This window comes from Candidatus Melainabacteria bacterium, from assembly GCA_003963305.1.
Taxonomy (GTDB): domain Bacteria; phylum Cyanobacteriota; class Vampirovibrionia; order Obscuribacterales; family Obscuribacteraceae; genus PALSA-1081.
The window spans coordinates 290640-309454 of the sequence record RXJR01000018.1 but is presented as its reverse complement, the minus strand read 5'-3'; the positions used below and the strand labels follow the sequence as shown (position 1 = coordinate 309454).

Below are 18815 nucleotides of genomic sequence, written 5' to 3'. Positions count from 1 at the left end.
GACTTGAATACTTTGATTAGCAACCATCTTCAGATACTCGAATTGCTGATTGAGTAGGCATCACGCGCGATGTTAGCCAATCAGTGAGGAATTTTGCGCCCTGGTGCAGCGATTGATCGCCGTTAAATATCGAGAAACTGCTAGAACGAGAAGAGGAACTCCAGATCCTCCTGGGTCAGTTCCTTAGCCACACTGTCGTCGCCGCCTATGATCAGGTCAGCCAACTCCTTTTTCTTACGCTGCAATGCAAGTATTTTCTCTTCTACAGTTCCGCGCGTGATCAATTTGTAGTTGAAGACATGTCGAGTCTGCCCGATACGATGAGCTCGGTCTGTTGCCTGGTTTTCCACGGCTGGGTTCCACCACGGATCGTAGTGAATGACATAATCCGCGCCAGTCAAGTTCAAACCGGTACCGCCAGCCTTCAAGCTGATCAAGAAGATTGGAATCTTCGCATCGGCGTTGAAGCGATTGACGCGCTCAAGACGTTCCTGGGCAGGCGTTTGACCATCAAGATACTCGTAATCGTAACCGACTTTCTCCAGCTCGGCGCGAATCAGCGTAAGCATGCCGACAAACTGACTGAAGATAAGTATCTTGTGCCCTTCGTCTACAACTTCGGAGATCATATGCACGAGAGAGTTCAACTTCGCAGAACCCGGCACTGCACCTTCGTGATCTTTCAACAAGCGCGGATCGCAGCAGACCTGCCGCAACCGGAGCAAAGCGGCAAGCACAGATATAGAGGAGCGCTTGATACCACGGCTGGCAATTTCGCTGAACACTTTCTGACGGCACTCGTCGAGAACGTCGAGGTAAAGTGAGCGCTGATCGTCTTCCAGCTCGCACAGGTTGATGATATCGGTGCGTTCCGGCAATTCAGTTTCGACCTGGCTCTTCAAGCGGCGCAAAATAAACGGATGCACGATCTTACGCAGCTTCTGCCCCGCTCCCTCGACACCGGCTTCGATTGGACGCTCGTATACTTCGTTGAAATCTTTGTAAGTGCTGAGAAATTCCGGCATCAAGAAGTCGAACAAAGACCACAATTCTTTCAGTCTGTTTTCTACTGGTGTACCAGAGAGAGCCAGACGATGGAACGACTTCAAAGCCTTGGCTGCAATCGCACCAACCGACTCCGGATTCTTGATGTTTTGCGCTTCATCGAGAATCAAAAATTCGAACTGGATATTCTTGAGCGTTTCGTAGTCGCGGCGAATGATACCGTATGTAGTGAAGATAACATCCGGCTTTTTAGCATTCTCTTTGGAAAGAGTTTTTAAAAGCTCGCCTCTGTCACGTCCTAAGAACAAAGCTGTATTAAGGGTGGGGGCAAACTTCTCAGCCTCACTGAGCCAGTTGTAGACAACCGAAGTGGGGGCAACAACCAGTGACGGCGGACGTTTTCCTTTCTTATGATGGGTGAGCAGAAGGGCCAGGGTCTGAATAGTTTTTCCCAAACCCATGTCGTCAGCGAGGATACCAGCCAGTCCATATTCGCGAAGGAATGAAAGCCAGTTCGTACCTTCCTTTTGATAGTCGCGGAGCTCGCCCTTGAAGTTAGGATCGAGTTTCATCGGTTCCAACTCTTTGAAGTTGTGAATGCGATGAATGAATTCCTGGAAGCCCTTATCGGCGTCGATTGTTATATCGTGCGTCTCCAGTGCATGGGCTATGGGCAACGCCTGGTACAAAGGACGCGAGGCATCCTTGCTCTGACCGATCGACTTCATCAAGCTAAGCAGTGTTGTGGTAGGCAGCTTGACGTTCTTATTTTCAACTTTAAGGAAATTGCGATTGCGGAAAAGCGATTCAATGACCAATCCAAACGGCACAGGCTCAGCGCCCGCAAAGGTCTGCAAGTCGAAGTCGAACTTAAAGGAGTCTTTCTTGAGAGAAAGCTTGGCTTCTAATCTCAGAGGATCTTTGTTGACCAGATAATGCTTGAGAGTATCAAGCCCGGTGATATCCCAATCGGCATATTGCTCGGACTGCAAGTGATAAAGCACGTCCAGTGCCGGTTCTTCCACAAAGAAGAACCTGTCGGCGATGGTGCGCTGCGGCTGCAAGTTGGATAAGAATCGGCGCACCTGACTCTCTTGCTCCCAGAGCCTTTTCACCCAGACGCTCTGCCCGGTATCGGATATGGTGCGAGTATACTGCTCCGCTTCCACGGCACTGGTCTCATCACGAGAAGGCATGACGAGGTTACCGTAGCCAAATCCGAGACAGACTTCCAGAGTAGTTGTATGGGTTCCGCCCGGTTGCGTCGACGGTGCTTTGCGCTCCGAAACTTTTATCACCACGCGTGGTGGCTCAACAACCGAGATCGGGAACGGCGCAGATGCTTCATCAAGGCGGACGTTGAGCCGCTTTAGAAAAATCGGCAGGTCGACAGCGAGGAACTTGGGAACGACCTCCAGCTTAACCGTCATCTGCCCATGTGCATCGAAAAACGGAAACAGCTTATGCAAGGCGCTGACGTCGATGTTGTACAAAACATTTTGAGAAAGCACCCAGCAAGACGTGCCAAAGAAGAAAACCGGATGTGTCACGGGTTCGCCGCTATCATCGAGCGCCTCGATGCGCAAAAGCAACTCGCCGCTTTCAGTTTCGGAAAGAACAATGCGAGGTTTGAGCGGAGTGGGCGAAAATGTAATTGGCTTTCCGTCAGCGGCATTAACGAGATTGGCGCAGAGACTGAGGTGTCCAATCACGACGCCCTCTTCCCCGCGCGGTATGCGATGACCGCCAGCCGTCCCCTTTGTGCTCTGCGGAAGACTGGTGAGATATTTGGCCAGCTTATGCATTCGCGATTCAGGCTCGAGAATGTTTAAGACCTCAGGCGGAACTTTGAGAATATTGACCTTGCCCTGCACTTCTTCGGGAAGAGTGCCGACAATCAAGGCCAGTGGTTTCTCCAGAACTAAAAGACCAAGCGTGAAATCATCGACCTCTCGCACAACTCCCGGCACACGCGGGTCATCAAGCAACTCCTTTGCTTTAGGACCACGCTCTCCAGGTTCACGAGCAGGGCGGTCGTCATTGAGGTCGAAGCGAATACCAGGATTGGCTTTGGCAATGCTGGTGAGCAAAACTGCTACGGAGTGTTTGCATACTTCCTCGAAGTATGGGCATGAGCACTCGGCTTTGAACGTTCCCGAGTCGTCGATAGTGGCGACAACCTTGTAGGGCTGCGGCTCCGAACCGATTACAAGAGCCTCGATCTTGGTTCCACCCTCGAGCTCCTCGTATTTGAGAACTTTCTTGCGGCGATAATATTGCACGCCCCGTCTATAAACTGGTTCGCTGCTGGCTTCTTGCACAGCCTGTAGCGAGAGCATTTTGCGTTTGCCGGTTGCAGGTTTCATAGGCTCCTAAATCTTACCCACGTCCAAAACAACAATTAGCCGCACCTTCCAGACAAGCGGCGGCACGGGTCCAATTTCCCTTAGTAGTTAAGCTTATCACGGCTAGCAGCCACCCCAGTCACCTACAAATGTGATTAAAGATGCTCACTAACCAGCTGAACGGGGAAATCCGCCAACTGGCCTATCGGGGCGACATATCCAGAACATCTGGCAGTTGTTGTGCCCTTGTAGAAGCATGTTCCACAATTGTTCTCATTTCTGTCTGCCTTTGTTCAAGAATGGCGCAATAATCATGTAGCAAAGTAGCCTGTGATTTTAATGATCCAGCATTGTCGGTCAAAGCAGGAATCAACTGCTCTATTTCTTCAAGCAAAGCCGAGGGCGGATGCACTGCCGGGCGAATCTTGATGGCTTGCGAATTTTGAGCGCCTTGCCCGACGACGCCGTTATTGTTGTTGGCGTTGGCGTTAACCAGGGCGAGCGAATCGCGTAATTTCTCAAGAGATTGCTTGAGACTGAGGGCGCGCTTGTAAGACTCGTCGGCTTCTCGTTCAAGCCAGGTTTTTCGAGATTTCTGGGCTACCAATTCAGACGAAAGGTGCTCGAGTGCTTTCTTCCTTATGTCGAGCTCGCGTTGAATGTGATCAATTTCAATCTGCCGCATCTCGACCATGCGCTGGCGCAACATAACAAGCAAGATCACAACCAATCCAAACCCGATCGTTGTCAACGTAATAAATAGGTAGCCTCGTTTAGCACCGGAAAGCTCTGCCGGGTTGGTCGTGATGAATCCGGCCAGGTCTTCCAGGAAAGGCGGTGGATCTGGACGAACATAGTACAGGTGACCGATAACACGAGTGCCGGCATTCAGTGCATTCTGGTCACGCACAGCGGCCTGGGCACGCGGCGACTCATGCTGCCATACCGGTTCAAGTGGCGGTGGGTCAGTCAAAACATCAAAAGGCTCTTTCTTCCCTTCCTCTAAAAGCCCTTCAGGAGTTGCCTTAGCCTGCCATGACTTGCGGTGATATTCCTTATTCGTTTTATAAAGAATGGTTTCGCCGGAGGGATCAGTGACCACCAGTCCAAAAATGCCGTAGGTCGAATCGAGAACGTTTTGCACCTCGTCGTCGCGCCCGGCGATGATAAGCTCCGAAAGCGTAGTCGGCAGCGTGTGATGCAAAAGGTTGAAATCGGTTGTTTGAACGCGATAAATCGTGGCGTTCCAATAGCTCTGATAATGGGCTTCGCAAAGTATCAGCCAGACAATGACGCCGCCCAGAAAGACCACCGGCAGCAATATACGGTTATTGATAGAGAGAAAAAACTTATCCATTAGACACTTCTCTTGTCAACACTGATAGTACATGGGATCTCCGGCTTGTATATACGTAATATTGCCCCGGCGAATATTTAAGGTCAAATCTTGAAATGGCCCGGTCGAGACTTTTGGCTTCCATCAAGTACTAAAATGATCAGTAACTCGCCATCAAGTGTTCAATAGAACCACACCTACAGCCAGTTGCAGAGATTCAAAGACAAATCCAGGGCACTTTTCGATGCCACCATATACAGTGCCCAAGGCGGAGAGGCTCCATTGCAAAGAGCAGGCATGTTTTTACAGAACGTGAAGTAAGCTTCGTGTAGACTATCCAGGATAGCCCGAGCCTTCCAGGGGCTGGGATTATGGACCGCGAATCTATGACCGGGCATTTGCGGCAAAAGCTGTTCAACCAATATTGTCGGTTGTCTGGCTAGCTATGATCCTCAGTGGGCATATTCTAATAGCTAGAACTTGCGGGAAAAGATATGACCAGCGACGGCGTCAGATTGGGTGACTTACTAACAGGAGCAGGGCTCCTGCAAGCTTCGGACCTACGCGAAGCGATGATGATTTCAAAGCAGCAGGGGCTGCCTGTAGGACGTGTCTTGATCATGTCAGGTTATCTGACGGAGCAGCACTTGCAAGCGGCCGTGCAAGCACAGTCGCTACTCAAAGACGGACTGATTGAGTTCGATCTGGTAATCAAAGCCCTGACAATGGTGGGTACTGAAGACATCACTCTGGAAGAGGCGTTCAAACGACTGAAATGGAATCAACAGTCAGACGCCGTCACGAATAAACTGGGCGAACTGCTGCTGGCGGCAGATATTGTTCCTATTGACGCCTTGAATGCAGCTCTTTTGCAGTGCCAGTCGATCGGATTACCGCTGGGAAGAGTGCTTGTCGGTAATGGAAATCTGACAGAACAGATGCTGACAGCGGTTCTGAACGCACAGGTATTTATCCGCGACAAAAAACTGACGCGCGAGCAAGCTATTCAGGGGCTGCGTTCCGCCAAAGAGAGACAAATTCCAATCGAGCAATATCTGGCCGAAACCGGGGCATTGAGCCTGCCGACTGCAGAAACAGTGCGCCTTGGAGAGTTGTTCGTGATGGCCGGACTTGTCGACGAACAAGCGCTGATGAGCGCTGTTGAGGTCGGTCTGCTGCAAGAACAACCTGTCGGGCAGGTACTTCTGCAGACAAATCTGATTACCCAGGAACTTCTTGACGCAGCTCTTGACCTGCAGGCAATGGTTGGTGCCGGCGCCATCAAAAAAGATGAGGCGGCAAAATTCCTCGGCACGGTTAAACAAAAGAAGGTGTCAGTTGGCGAAGCTATCGCCATCAGCCATCAAAAACCATCCAAGAAGAAATCAGCTGCTGCGGCCCCACCAGAAGAGCCGCCGATGCCGGCGATTGAGCCGCTGCATCTGTATCAATTCTTGCAGCTCTCCGGCATCATCACCGCCAAAGATATCGAGCAAGCGATTCGAGTTGGCTCCAAAGACACAGCCATCATGGCGAAAATGCTCAGACTGTCAGGTGTTATGGACTCGGCCCTGGTTGATGCAGCAGAAAAATGCAACGACCTGATCACCTCGGGAGTCCTCAACCATGAGCAAGGCATGATCGTGCTCAAAAACTGCGAGCGCAACAATTTCACTCTCGAACAAGCATTCAATGAACTTGGCTGGAATACTGCTCCTCTGCGCGCAGATCCGGGTGTGCCGGAAGCGCTCATCGAGACGCCGGAGCCACGTACAGCTGAGACACCAACCGACACAACCGCCCAGATGGTTGAAGCTCAGGCTGGTGCCGGTCAGCCCAAAACGGCAGAGAATCCCGATACCACGGCGCAATCTATACCCGCGGCAGAGCCGGTTGCACAGGCAGCCCAAACAGGCGCCGCGGAGGCAACTGCTCCAGCGTTCAGTCCCGCCGGAACACCCGATGCAGGAGCACAAACATCGAATCCATTCGACCAGGGCGCGGCAGCCAACGCAAAGGCACAAGCAGATGCTCTTGCAGAATTTGGCTCATCTATCAATCAGCCACAATTTGCGCAGCAACAGCCTCAGCAGGCGCCAGCAGCATTTTCAGCACCTGCGCCCGACCTGACGAACGCAGGCGCAGACGCCTGGCACTCGCCGTCTCCGGATGAATGGATGCCCAAGCCCAGCGATGTACAGCAAGCGGAAGCGCCGCCAGCTCAAGCGGCTCAACCAGCACAAAGTGATACGTGGCAATCAGTTGGCCAGGCCCAGATGACAGCGGATGCATGGCAGAGTGGGCAAGCACAACAAGGGCAACAGCCGCCGCAAGCCCCTCAGCCACCGCAACAAGCACCACAACCGCAGATGCAACCACCTCAACAGGCGCAACAGCCGGCCTTCAGCGCGCCAGCAACGCCCGGACCAGCCACCGGTGTGCCATCAGCCGCGAGCGACTGGCAATCAACCAGTTCGCAAGAGTGGCCTGTGCATGAGCAAGCTGCTCAACCAGCTCAGAATCAGGCGCCAGCTGAATGGAGTCAGGCCGCCGGAGCCTCCGACTGGGCGGCACCAGCAGCGCCTGGTCAGCCGCAACCAGCAGCGGGTGAGTGGGCGGGTAGCACGCCAGCACCTTCAGCGCCATCACAAAATGAATGGGCACAAAGTTCTGAACAAGCAGACTGGGCGGCACCGCAACCTGCTTCTCAATCTGAGTGGGAAGCTCAAGCGCCACAGCCGCAACCTGAGTGGGGATCAACAACAGCACCAGCAGTTGCAAGCGAATGGGCTGCGCCACCCCAACAACAGCCACCACAAGCCCCCCAACAACAGCCACCGCAAGCCCCCCAACAGCCGGCACCTCCTCAACAGCAAGGAGACTGGGCCGCCAGCTCTTCGCAGTCTATGCCCGCTATGCAATCTGACTGGGCAAACCAGCAGCAGCCGCAGCAACAGCAGCCGCAGCAGCAAGCCGCTCCCGCCCCGACTGAATGGCAGCCACCGACTTCAGCAGCCCCGCAAGAATCAGCCTGGGGAGCGCCTCCGGATATGCCGGCACAAGCACCAGCTCAACCAAACTGGCAAGCCGCAGCACCAAGCCCACTTCCAGGCTGGCAGAGTCCATCTGCAACCAATCAAGAAGCATGGCAACCAATGCCCAATTCACCGGCCGCACAAATGTTCCAGGAGGCAGCTCAGTCGTTGCAGGGAGGCCCGCCTGAGGCCCAACCCCCTCAAGCTGAACCGGCTGCCTCACAGGGTCCGATGGATCTGTTCTCCGACGGCGAAGAAGAGCACGCCGAACAGCAAGATAAGCCAAAGAAACGACTGAGTGACCTGATGCCCAAGCTCGGACCAAAAATCTAGCCACCGCAAGTAGTATCAACAACGCCCTGCCCAGAAGCTCGGCTGTCGACTCTCAGTGTCATTAACCTGTAATAAAAAACCGCATCAAAGCGGGATTAATCTAGCTTTCAACATCTTGAAAATAGATTTATGGTATTTATTGACGCTAACTATCAAACGCCCCGGAACTTACTGTTCTGAATAGGAGAACATGATGACCGTACAGCAAAAAATTTCATACAAACCATATGCGGAGAAAGACTTCTCACACCTGAAGAATCTGACCGGCATCTCCGACAAAACTCTCGAAATACATCTTGGCTTGTATTCCGGCTATGTCAAAAACACAAATGCTTTGAATGAAAAAATCATTGAACTGACAGAAGCAGGCAAATCAGGACAACCTGAATATAACGAAATAAAACGCCGCTACGGCTGGGAATACAACGGCATGCGCTTGCACGAGTACTACTTCGGCAACATGAAGTCTGGCGGTTCTGAACTGAAAGAATCGAGCGCCATCGGCAACAAGTTGCAGGAAGTCTACTCCAGCCTGGAAGTCTGGAAGAACGATTTCTGCAAAGTAGGCGCAATGCGTGGTGTGGGCTGGGCCATCTTGTTCCAGGACCCATTCACCAAGACTCTCTCCAACCACTGGATAAGCTCACACGAAGAAGGCAACGTTGCCGGTTTCGCGCCTATTCTCGTTATGGACGTCTGGGAGCACGCCTTCCTTCTCGACTACAAACCTGCAGAACGCTCGAAGTACATCGAAGCTTTCTTCAGCAACATCGACTGGGCAGCTGTAGAGTCACGCCTGATCAAGTAAGAAACGCTCTCACAGAGCATTCACCAGAGCAGGTCCCCCGGGACCTGCTTTGCTTTAGGTGACAAATAAAGCCGTATTCAAGACCAATGCTGATTCAACCGCTACAATGAACTAGCCACTCCAGGATTGCGAAATGATCGAAGACGCCACAAAGCCAGTAATAGAACCATTCGAGATTTACCCTGACTATGAAATGAAGGCAGAGCCTCAAATCTCAGTTGAACGAAACATGGAACAACCGGTCACCCTCAATTTGAAAGATGCTGCTTTTGCCTTGGGCAAGTCGATGCGTGCACTGGAACGCAGCCTTTCCGGCAAATGGGGTAACAAATTACCGGATGGCTGGACTGCCCGCAAGGTAATCATCAACGACAATGAGGAGTGGGAAATAACTCCCCCGCTCGGGTTCAATCTTCAAGCTCTGTACGACCACAACCGTGAGACCGAGCACAGCGTCGTGGAGGCCAACCGCGAGACGCCTCAGTCTTCCCCATCCACCACCCGCCAGATCATCTCGAAAGCGGCATCTAAACTGGCGTTTGCTAAACCAATGATGGAGCTGCACTTGCTGCGCGAGCTGGCAGCCACGCACAAAGAACTCTCCGAGGAGCGACGCGCCCATCTGGAAGATTTGCGATTGCTCAGCGAATTGCAATCATCTATGCGCCTTTTGAAAGACAACGCTCAGGAAACTGCAAAACTGAAAGAGGAACTTATAGCGGCTCAGAAGGATCTGATCGCCTTGAAAAACCAGTATCAAGAAGTATTGAATATGCCCTGGTGGAAACGAATTTTTGTAGGCAAGCCCCAACAGTAGATGAGGTAACAAGATGGCAGACAAGAGACAAAGCAGGTTCACAATCACGTATTGCGGTGCGTGAGGCTATAAGCAAAAAGCGGTCAGGTTGGCTGCTGAGCTCGAAGAAAAACTGCAGGAAGATTCGACATTGATTCAGTCTTCAGGCGGAGTTTTCGAAGTACAAGATCGTGACTTTCTCATCTTTTCTAAAAAAGAACTGGGACGATTTCCCGAGGACGGGGAAATATTAGAGATAGTCAGGTACATGTCGGAAGGCATGGGTCTTGAGGAATCTCAGGCAAAGGCCGGAGCGAACGCCCACAAGCCAATGCCTTTTATGGAATGGTTCAAAGGATTCCTGGACCGAGGTAGCAGCACCGCACGACGGTAGGAAACAGCAGCGAGGCTAAGGCGGTTCAATTGGATGTTGTTTTCGAGGGTCGCCTGACAGATGATGTGCAGCTGAAAAATGTGCTGCAGAAAGTCCTGGAAAAGCGACCCTCGGGAAATTTACTCCTGCGGGTCGCAACCAGCACTCGTGATTGTGACGGAAAGATCTGTATTGTCGACGGCAGATTTATTACTGCCGCGATAATTTCCAACACCCGCGAAAGCGGCTACCCGGCAGTGCGGAAGTTGCTCAGCATCAAAGATGGAAATTTCGCCTGTCTCAGACCTAGTTCTGACGACAGCCTGAGCATTCCTTACTCTCTCAACATCGAGCTGGAGAAAATATTGCCGCTGGTTCCAAATCTGCCAGAATCGCCCAACGGACTTCATGACGAGAAGTCGCTTCTGGACAAAGTCTTTGGAGCCAATGCTTTCGATGCGCTGGAAGAACGAGCTGCTACCAAGCCGCAAGTTGTGGACATAAAACCACAAAATCCCAATGCCAGCTGGCAGCTCCTGCAGCCGCTGGTAGCGCCTGGAGACGGTATCGCTCCTGCTGGAAGTTTCGCACCCGTTGCAGGTATAGCTCCTGTCGGCAGTATTGCTCCTGCGGGAGGTATTGAACTTGAGCCTTCGGCAGTGCCCAGCACTAGAGTAATCGAGCCGATTTCCGCAGAAGAACTGGCCAGCCTTACTTTGCCGCGCACCAATCAAGATTCCGACACTAAAATACGTCCGGGGAAACGCAACACAGGCGGGCTTTCTCCCATGCTGATTATAGGAGCAGTGGGAGTCCTCTTTGTCATGGAATGTATGGCCATTATTTTCTGGAAACCGCTGAGCGTTTACCTGGAAGAACATCAAATCATGGGAGCCAGACCCGCTCCCGTGTCAACCGGAGCGACCACAGCCCGCCAACCGACCATAAAGCGAAGCACATCTCAGAAACCTAAATAACTTTATGGTCGCCAATGTCAGCAAGGTCGAGTAAAATCCCTTAAGGACAGCAAAACGACTTGGTAACCCGCATGGTGATTTCTGAAGACCAGATTCGCAATAGGAACGCTGCTGCAGGGGTGTCTAAAACCTTGCAGATAGCCATTGACGGACCAGCCGGAGCTGGGAAATCAACAGTTGCCAAAAAAATCGCCGATGCGCTGCATTACTTATACATCGACACAGGCGCCATGTATCGCGCCGCCACGTGGCTTGTAGTACAAAAAGGAATCAGTTTTGACGATCGAGATGCAATCGTTAAAGCTGTGGCCGAATCGAAAATCGAACTGAAGCCCGGTCATGATGAAGAAAAAATTCTCGTCTTCGTCAATGGTGAAGAAGTGACCAAACTGATTCGCTCTCAAAACATCACCAAGCTGGTCAGTAAACTGGCGGCAATTGGTGCAGTGCGAGAGCAACTGGTCAATCAGCAGCGACATCTGGCCATGGCTGGCGGAGTCGTACTCGATGGACGAGACATAGGCACGGTGGTTTTACCTGACGCCAATATCAAGATATTCCTCACCGCATCACCTGCGGTGCGAGCCCAGAGACGTCTGCTGGAACTGCAGGCGGCAGGAGAAAATCCTGATTATGACACGTTGTTGAAAGACATTATCGAACGCGATCAAATGGACACTAACAGGGAAATTGCTCCGTTGAGAATGGCCGATGACGCGGTAGCAATTCTTTCAGACAAAATGACGGTTGACGAAGTCGTCGCCCACATAATCAAACTCTGCTCTTAGCTTAAGGTCCGAACTGGAGCGCTTTTACGGATTTCAGCGATGTGCTCGTCGCCGAAAAACAGTAGAATGTCACTTGTCGCCCCGTGGATTCAAGTGAAGAAACATAATCAATTCATCGCCTCGTTGATGGTGATTGCCGCTTTAACAACCACGATTCTGCCCATGGGCGCTCTGGCGCAGTCATCTGCCGACAGCACAACACAGTCGAACAGCAAGCAAAACAACTTAAACCGTCTTCCTCAACTGGTCGTGCAATCAGGTCACACCGACGGAGTCCTGACCTGCGCCTTCAGTCCTGATTCCAAACTGATTGCCACAGGCGGTCGCGACAACGCTATCAGAATCTGGGAAACGAAGACGGGGAGATTGATTCGCACTCTTTCCGGACACAGAGATCCTGTCATTTCTATTGCTTTCAATGATGACGGAAGCCAACTCGTAAGTGGTGGCATGGACGATCTGGTAATCACCTGGAACCTGACAGATGGCAAGCCGATCCGCAAATATATCAACACTTTCGACAGCACCTGGCGAGAAAAATTCGGCTACAACGCGGTTGAGCAGGTCGCTTTTGCACCGGATAAATCAATTTTTGCCCGCTATACAGATGCTTCTTTGATCTCCTGGATGCCGAGCGCAGAGCAGATTCCACCGCTTATGAAAGGCTTGACAGTAACTGAAGATATCTTGCCGATGAAAATGCACAAGACTCAAGGTGGACGCACTGACGGCTCCAGACACGGAAACACATTGAAGCCCGTGGAAGCAAGACTCTTCCTGCAGACTTTCGATGGTCAGTTTCCCACCGCCTCGTTCGCTTCAGACGTGCGCTGCATGGCATTAACCATCCCCGCAAAACACATGATGATCTGCAACGCATTCAGTCGGGAAGGCTCATCAAAAGATTGGACTCTGAAAAATATCGAGGCGCTCCACCCGCCAATTGCCTATGGATACGGCAAGCCAATGGCAGCAATTGAAATCGACTGCAAGCTCTACCTGTTCGATATGACAACGGGACAGAAAACAAAATTACTCGAGCTTCCGAAGTCTGCTCAGACAGAACAGATATCTGCATCGAAAAATGCAGACCAAAAGCCGGCAGATTTAGAAGTGTCTGCGCTCCGCGAGAGAACTCAAGTCAATCGTGTCGACGGCATAAATCGCTTTTCATGCGCCTTCAGCCCGGACGACTCGCACATAGTCGTATCAGACTGCCTGGCAGCCGACGGCGGACGAAGCGCCACCATTTTTAATACCACAAGCGGCACCGTAGAAGCGAGAATCGCCGGACATACAGAGGCGATTAGAAGCGTAAGCTACAGCCCGGACGGAAAGTCTATTGCCACCACGAGCGAGGATAAGACAGTCAAACTCTGGAACGCGACAACCGGCGCATTACAAGCAAGACTCGGCCACCCGAACAATGCCGTCAACGTCGTCGTTATCAGTCCGGATTCGTCCCAGATAATAGCTGGAAGTGAAAACGGTTCTCTTTATTTCTGGAAACCGGGACAGGACAGCCAACCGCAACGTATTCAAATCGACACTGACTCAATCAATTGCTTGCGCCTCTCGGCAGACGGCAAGAAGTTAGCCAGCGGCAGCAACAACGGCAACCTTCATATTACTGAAATGATGGACAGGAAAAATCATCCAGGCAATCTCAAAACGATCAACTCTATAGGTGCAGTAGCCTTTGACGACGGAACGCAAAGGGTCATTGTCGGCACAAACAAGGAGCACTGTGCATCCATATTCGACATCAACTCAGGGAAGAAAGTCTCGGAACAATTTCTGCCGGGAATAGGCGACAACGTCACGATTTCTTCCAACGGCACCAGAACGGCACTGGGTGATGGGCTGGGCGCAATTCTGATTTACGATAACTACACAAAAAAAATAGTCCGCAAGATCCAGGCTTTCCAGCCATATTATCTCAATGATGCGGCAGATATTTACTTATGGGCAGTCGCCTTCAGTAACGATGGTAAGTTGATCGCCGCCAGTGACGACCTGGGCAACGCTAAAATCTGGGAGGTCGACAGCGGCAAGCTGGTCCAGACCATCGATAAGCAAGACGATGCTATCACAGCGCTGTCATTTTCCAGCACGAACACGAGGATTGCCCTTGGCACCTCCGGTGGTGACATCAAAATAGTCAATCTGTCTGATCAGCAAAAATCAACTGCACTGGGAAATTTGCAGAGCAAAATAAACTCACTGTGTTTTAACAAGAATGATACGCAACTTGTCAGTGCTTGCGAAAACGGTTTGATCAGCCTGTGGAATCCCGCAGCTAAGAAACAAATATGCTCGATGATCACCCTCCCTCAAACCGAGAGCGAGAAGGACAGCTGGGCGGTGATTACAGAAGATGGTCGCTTCGACACTAATAACCTGGAGCAGATATCATCTCTTGCCTGGTTGCGTCCGGAAGAACCAATGACACCACTGCCGCCGGAAATTTTTCTCAGACAGTTCTTTGAACCGAATCTGCTACCGCGCCTGGTCAATCAAGATAGTTTTGCGCCCCTGCCTGAGTTGACAAAATTGACTACGGTGCAACCGCTAATTACAAATCTAGAAATTGCGCCTGTGCCAGGCTCACCAGATCAAGTTGCCGTAACAGTTTCGTTCAAAAGTTCAAGCCAGAACCGAACGTCCGGGAAATCAGACGCGAGCCCAATCTTAAGCACACAAAAAAATTCCGCAAATTCTCTAAAAGGCACAGTCAGAAGTGGAGTTTACGATCTGTGCTTGTTTCGAGACGGACAGTTAGTCGGCTCACTTTCACAGTCGGACCTTTCTCACACCGACGGCACCGATGCGAAAAGTGCGGAAGCAGATGTGAGCGGTGGCTCGGACACTGTGCAGTCGCACACCTTCAAAATCAAACTACCACACAACAGTTCAACCAAATATGTCTTTAGCGCCTTCGCGTTCAATTGTGACAAAGTAAAGAGCGAGACAAAGTCCACGATATACGAACTGGCGAAACCACTTGCCGCGAGAAAAAGGCGCGCCTATGTCATCGCATTTGGTGTCAATCAATTCGAGAATGAACAACTGAATCTCAATTTCGCCGCATCAGATGCCCGAGAATTCGCAGGCGACGTACACACGAAATCGAAGCTGGTCTCGGACCTGGAGAATTCGGGAAACTTCGAAGAGGTAATCCCCGTGTGCGTCACCACAGACAATAATGAAGAGAGCGCCCTCACCCCGACAAAAGCCAGTATAAAAGCAGTTATTCAAGCCCTCTCCGGCAAGTCGCCGACAGATCCACGAATTGCCCGCTTGCTGCAAGAAGCCGGTCTCAATCAAGCAAACGCAGAAGATTTCGTACTGCTCTCGTTTGCCACTCACGGCACAACAGACAAAGAGACCGGGGAGTTCTATTTATTTCCAAGCGACATCGGCAAATCACAAAGTACCGGGTTGACTGACGACTTGAAGAATCACTGCATCAGCACTGCCGAAATGACAGACTGGCTAAAAGATCTCGACGTCTCGAACCTGACGATGATTATCGATGCCTGCCACTCCGGCGCGGCTCCCGGTAAAGAATTCAAGCCGGGTCCGATGGATAGCCCGGGTCTGGGACAACTCGCCTACTACAAAAAAATGCGACTTCTCTTCGCCAGCCAGGCAGCCAGCACTGCTCAAGAACGCGAATCGCTCGGACACGGGTTACTGACCTACGCACTGCTCAATGAAGGATTGGCCGACGATGGACGCGCCGATAGCGCGCCAAAAGATGCCATAGTGACTCTGACAGAATGGCTGAAATTCGCTCGAGACGAGGTGCCCAGGTTAGACTCAGATGAAAGCCTGTCACGGCTTGCCGAGTCACGAGATTTAAAATTTGACCCGGGATTTCAAAACAGAAGCAGCGCCTTGCAAATGCCCAGCCTGCTCGACTTTTCACAGTCAGACAACGACATTACGCTCTTCAAACTAAAGAGCAAGCGCGATTCTGAAAATTAAAAGCAGCCTTATTTGGCCGCATCGAAACGATAGCCGACACCGGGCAAATTCGTAATTACTGATTCTTGCCCCTCAACATCAATTTTCTTTCGCAGCTTTTTGATACAGGTGCGCACCGTTTCGTTCGATGCATCCGAGTCATTTGGCCAGACGCGATTCAACAAAGCCTCTGGGGCAAAAACTTCGTTGGGATTGCGCATCAAAAACTCCAGCAGCTTGTATTCCAGCGGCGCCAGGTTCAAATCGACGTTATCCCGACGCACGCGCCGTGCCTTCGTGTCCAGGTCGATTCCACAGAAGCTTATCGTTTCAGGCAGCGTCGACACAGGTCGACGCAAAAGCGCCTTCAGTCGTGCGCTCAGCTCACGCAGATGAAAGGGTTTCGTCAAATAATCATCGGCACCTGAATCAAGCCCGGTTTCCTTGTCTTCGACAGCATCTTTACCGGTCAGCATCAGAATCGGCGTCTTGCCGCCTCTCTGGCGAAACTCCTGACAGATTTGCAGACCTGTCTTCTTCGGCAAGCTCCAATCCAAAATAACAACGTCATATTGGTAAAAGACCAGGCGTTCGGCACCATCATCGCCGTCATAAGCCACGTCGATTTCATACTGCTGGGTTTTCAGCCAATCCTCAACAGTATTGGCCATGTTTTTGTCATCTTCAACAAGGAGAATTTTTGCCATCTTCCAACCCTTAGCCCCAGACCTCAAACAGGTTCATACCACAAATGCGCAGACAGACTAGAATTATGCCGTGCAGCCTGCTGCACAGGCTAACCTGAGACCAGCCGGTCAGCTGCGCGCCCAGACTGCCTTAGGATTATCGCATCAAGCAAAAGCGGAGAGTTAACTTGGTAGCCGGTAAGTTCAACCTGACGCAGAAAGGACTGATACTTGTCGCCATTCCATTAATCCTGGAACTTTTCTTCTTTGGCACGTTGACATACCTTTTACAAGAGACGGAAAGACAACGAAACGAAGCCGAGCATGCCAGGCAGCTCATCGGACATACAAATTCAGTAATTGTCATGGTCTACAACGCCATCAGCGATTTGGCGCCAGCCAGCCTGGGCTCTTCAGAGGCGGTGTCGGAAGATGAAGAATTCAACGAAAAACTACAAGCAATTCGCCGTGAATATGAAAGCTTATTGGCGCTGGCAATAACACCTAAGGAAGAAGATGACATCCGAACCTTCGGCAACGCAATCGATCACGGCATTGATGTGATCGCGGACGTCCACAAATTATTCGGTCAACTGGGTAAAGACCTGGGTTCATACCAGCAATTGCGTAAGCGTCGGAAACAAATAGTCAAACTTGTCAAGGAAATCAAATTACAAGTCGACGGCATGCTCCAGCCGGAGATGGAAATAGAAAGGCGCGGTCCTGAGAAAGCCAGGCAGTATGCCGATCTACTCAAGTGGCTAATCTACGGAGGCATCGCCGGAAACATCATTCTGGCTCTGGTGGGCTGGAGACTCTTCAGCAAACACATCGTCAAGAGACTCGACACGCTCTATACCAACAGCCGCAAGATCGCTCTTGGTGAAACGCTACCAGATATAGTGCCAGGCACAGACGAAATCACAGACCTCGACATCGCGCTGCACGAGATGGCAGATGCACTGAAAGAAGCGGCTGAACTGGAAAGAGCCCTCACCGACAACGTGTCTGATGTAATTTGCTCGCTCGATTCTAACTACCGTTTCATTGCGCTCAATCCGGCTTGCGAGCAGGAGTGGGGATACACAGATGCGGACTTGCTCGGGCTGAATGTGCGCGAAATCATAGCCACTGAAGATGCAGAAAAAATTACAAGCAACCTGGTCAAAGGCAAAGAAGAGTCACGCAATTTCGACACGCGCATCAGGCGAAAAAATGGCGAAGTGGCAGATATGCACTGGACGGCCAACTGGTCTCCAAAGCAGCAGTGCTACTTTTGCGTGGTGCATGATGTTTCGGTGGAAAAACAAATTGAGCGCATGAAAAAAGACTTTGTCGCGATGGTCAGTCACGATCTGCGCACGCCACTAAATTCGGTGCTGAATCTGCTCACATTGATGTCGGTAGAAGCTTATGGATCAGTGAACGAAACAGGGCATAAGCGCCTGGCCGCAGCAGAGCAAGATGTGACCCGCTTGATTGGTCTGATCAATGAGTTGCTCGACCTGGAAAAACTGGAAGCAGGCGAAATCGTACTCGATCGGCATGAGATCGGTGCGGTCGCCTTGCTGGAACAAGCAAAACAATCAGTTTATGGTTTTGCCGAACAGAACAAGGTGGCGATTATCATCGAGCCCACCAGTTTGAATGTCGTAGTCGACCGCAACCGTTTCGTTCAGGTTCTGGTCAATCTGCTCTCCAACGCCGTCAAGTTTTCGGAACCGGGCTCGGAAGTGCGTCTGCGTGTGGTGCGAGGCAGCAATTACGTCGTCTTCGAAATCGCAGATCAGGGCTGCGGCATTCCACCCGAGGTGCAGTCGACGATTTTCGAAAGATACAAACAAGCAGATGGTGCTAACAAAAAGCACAAAGGCACGGGTCTCGGTCTGGCCATCTCAAAAAACATTGCCGAGCAGCACGGGGGCACAATCGGCGTTGACAGTACGGTCGGAGTCGGCAGCACATTCTGGGTAAAAATTCCCGATTGAACTTAGCCGATTGAACTTAGAAATTCTCTTTCACTTCGTCACGCGCCAGAAGACCTTCGGCCGCGGTGCAGATCGCTACAATCTCAGGCTTCATGCCAGGGGCGCGCATGAATTGCCGGCAAAGGTCGAGAGTGCGTCTGAAGGCCCGCACAACATCACCCTCATCAAACGAAGTAGCCATACGAATATCGTCCCAGGTTGCGCCCTGAGCCCACATCTCGGTCAGTCCTGAAAATGTTGGACTGAAGGAAACCGAGATATCTACGTCCATGTCGCGCTGAGTGCGATAGAGCTTGCGAGCAAGTGTATTGATTTCACCGAGCACAAGCTCCACTTGAGGGCTGACACGGAAACGCGACTGCTCATAAGAGCGAGA

At 51.4% G+C, this 18815-nt stretch carries 11 protein-coding genes; 8 read left to right on the top strand and 3 right to left on the bottom strand.

Features of this window, described 5'->3' with window-relative positions; genetic code table 11:
• Window positions 1–140: 140 nt before the first annotated feature.
• Window positions 141–3371 carry a DEAD/DEAH box helicase gene (locus EKK48_18715; protein ID RTL39894.1) on the bottom strand — a complete coding sequence of 1077 codons (3231 nt, stop codon included), beginning with the start codon at window positions 3369–3371 and terminating at the stop codon, window positions 141–143.
• Window positions 3372–3552: 181 nt separating this feature from the next.
• A complete protein-coding gene (locus tag EKK48_18710; protein ID RTL39893.1) occupies window positions 3553–4707 on the bottom strand; it encodes a hypothetical protein in 1155 nt (384 codons plus the stop codon).
• Window positions 4708–5180: 473 nt separating this feature from the next.
• Here EKK48_18710 and EKK48_18705 point away from each other — a divergent pair, with 473 nt between their 5' ends.
• From EKK48_18705 to EKK48_18675, 7 genes are all read left to right on the top strand, one after another.
• Entirely contained in the window at window positions 5181–8054 is a 2874-nt protein-coding gene (locus EKK48_18705) for a hypothetical protein (protein ID RTL39892.1), read from the top strand.
• Between the two features lie 193 nt (window positions 8055–8247).
• Window positions 8248–8862, top strand: a complete 615-nt coding sequence (locus EKK48_18700; GenBank protein RTL39920.1) for a superoxide dismutase — start codon at window positions 8248–8250, stop codon at window positions 8860–8862.
• Window positions 8863–8995: 133 nt separating this feature from the next.
• The gene (locus EKK48_18695; GenBank protein RTL39891.1) at window positions 8996–9679 is read left to right on the top strand and encodes a hypothetical protein; all 684 of its coding nucleotides are present in this window, start codon (window positions 8996–8998) and stop codon (window positions 9677–9679) included.
• Between the two features lie 88 nt (window positions 9680–9767).
• Complete coding sequence (locus tag EKK48_18690; GenBank protein RTL39890.1) at window positions 9768–10052, top strand: hypothetical protein; 285 nt, start codon at window positions 9768–9770, stop codon at window positions 10050–10052.
• 29 nt (window positions 10053–10081) lie between these two features.
• Entirely contained in the window at window positions 10082–11008 is a 927-nt protein-coding gene (locus EKK48_18685) for a hypothetical protein (GenBank protein ID RTL39889.1), read from the top strand.
• Window positions 11009–11127: 119 nt separating this feature from the next.
• On the top strand, window positions 11128–11796 hold the full coding sequence (locus tag EKK48_18680; protein RTL39919.1) for a (d)CMP kinase: 669 nt from the start codon (window positions 11128–11130) through the stop codon (window positions 11794–11796).
• Window positions 11797–11835: 39 nt separating this feature from the next.
• Window positions 11836–15786 carry a hypothetical protein gene (locus tag EKK48_18675; protein RTL39888.1) on the top strand — a complete coding sequence of 1317 codons (3951 nt, stop codon included), beginning with the start codon at window positions 11836–11838 and terminating at the stop codon, window positions 15784–15786.
• 8 nt (window positions 15787–15794) lie between these two features.
• Here the strand turns inward: EKK48_18675 and EKK48_18670 are convergent, their stop codons facing one another.
• A complete protein-coding gene (locus EKK48_18670; GenBank protein RTL39887.1) occupies window positions 15795–16472 on the bottom strand; it encodes a response regulator transcription factor in 678 nt (225 codons plus the stop codon).
• Window positions 16473–16639: 167 nt separating this feature from the next.
• Between EKK48_18670 and EKK48_18665 the strand changes: the two genes are divergently transcribed.
• Window positions 16640–18439, top strand: a complete 1800-nt coding sequence (locus tag EKK48_18665) for a PAS domain S-box protein (protein RTL39886.1) — start codon at window positions 16640–16642, stop codon at window positions 18437–18439.
• Window positions 18440–18815 lie beyond the last annotated feature (376 nt).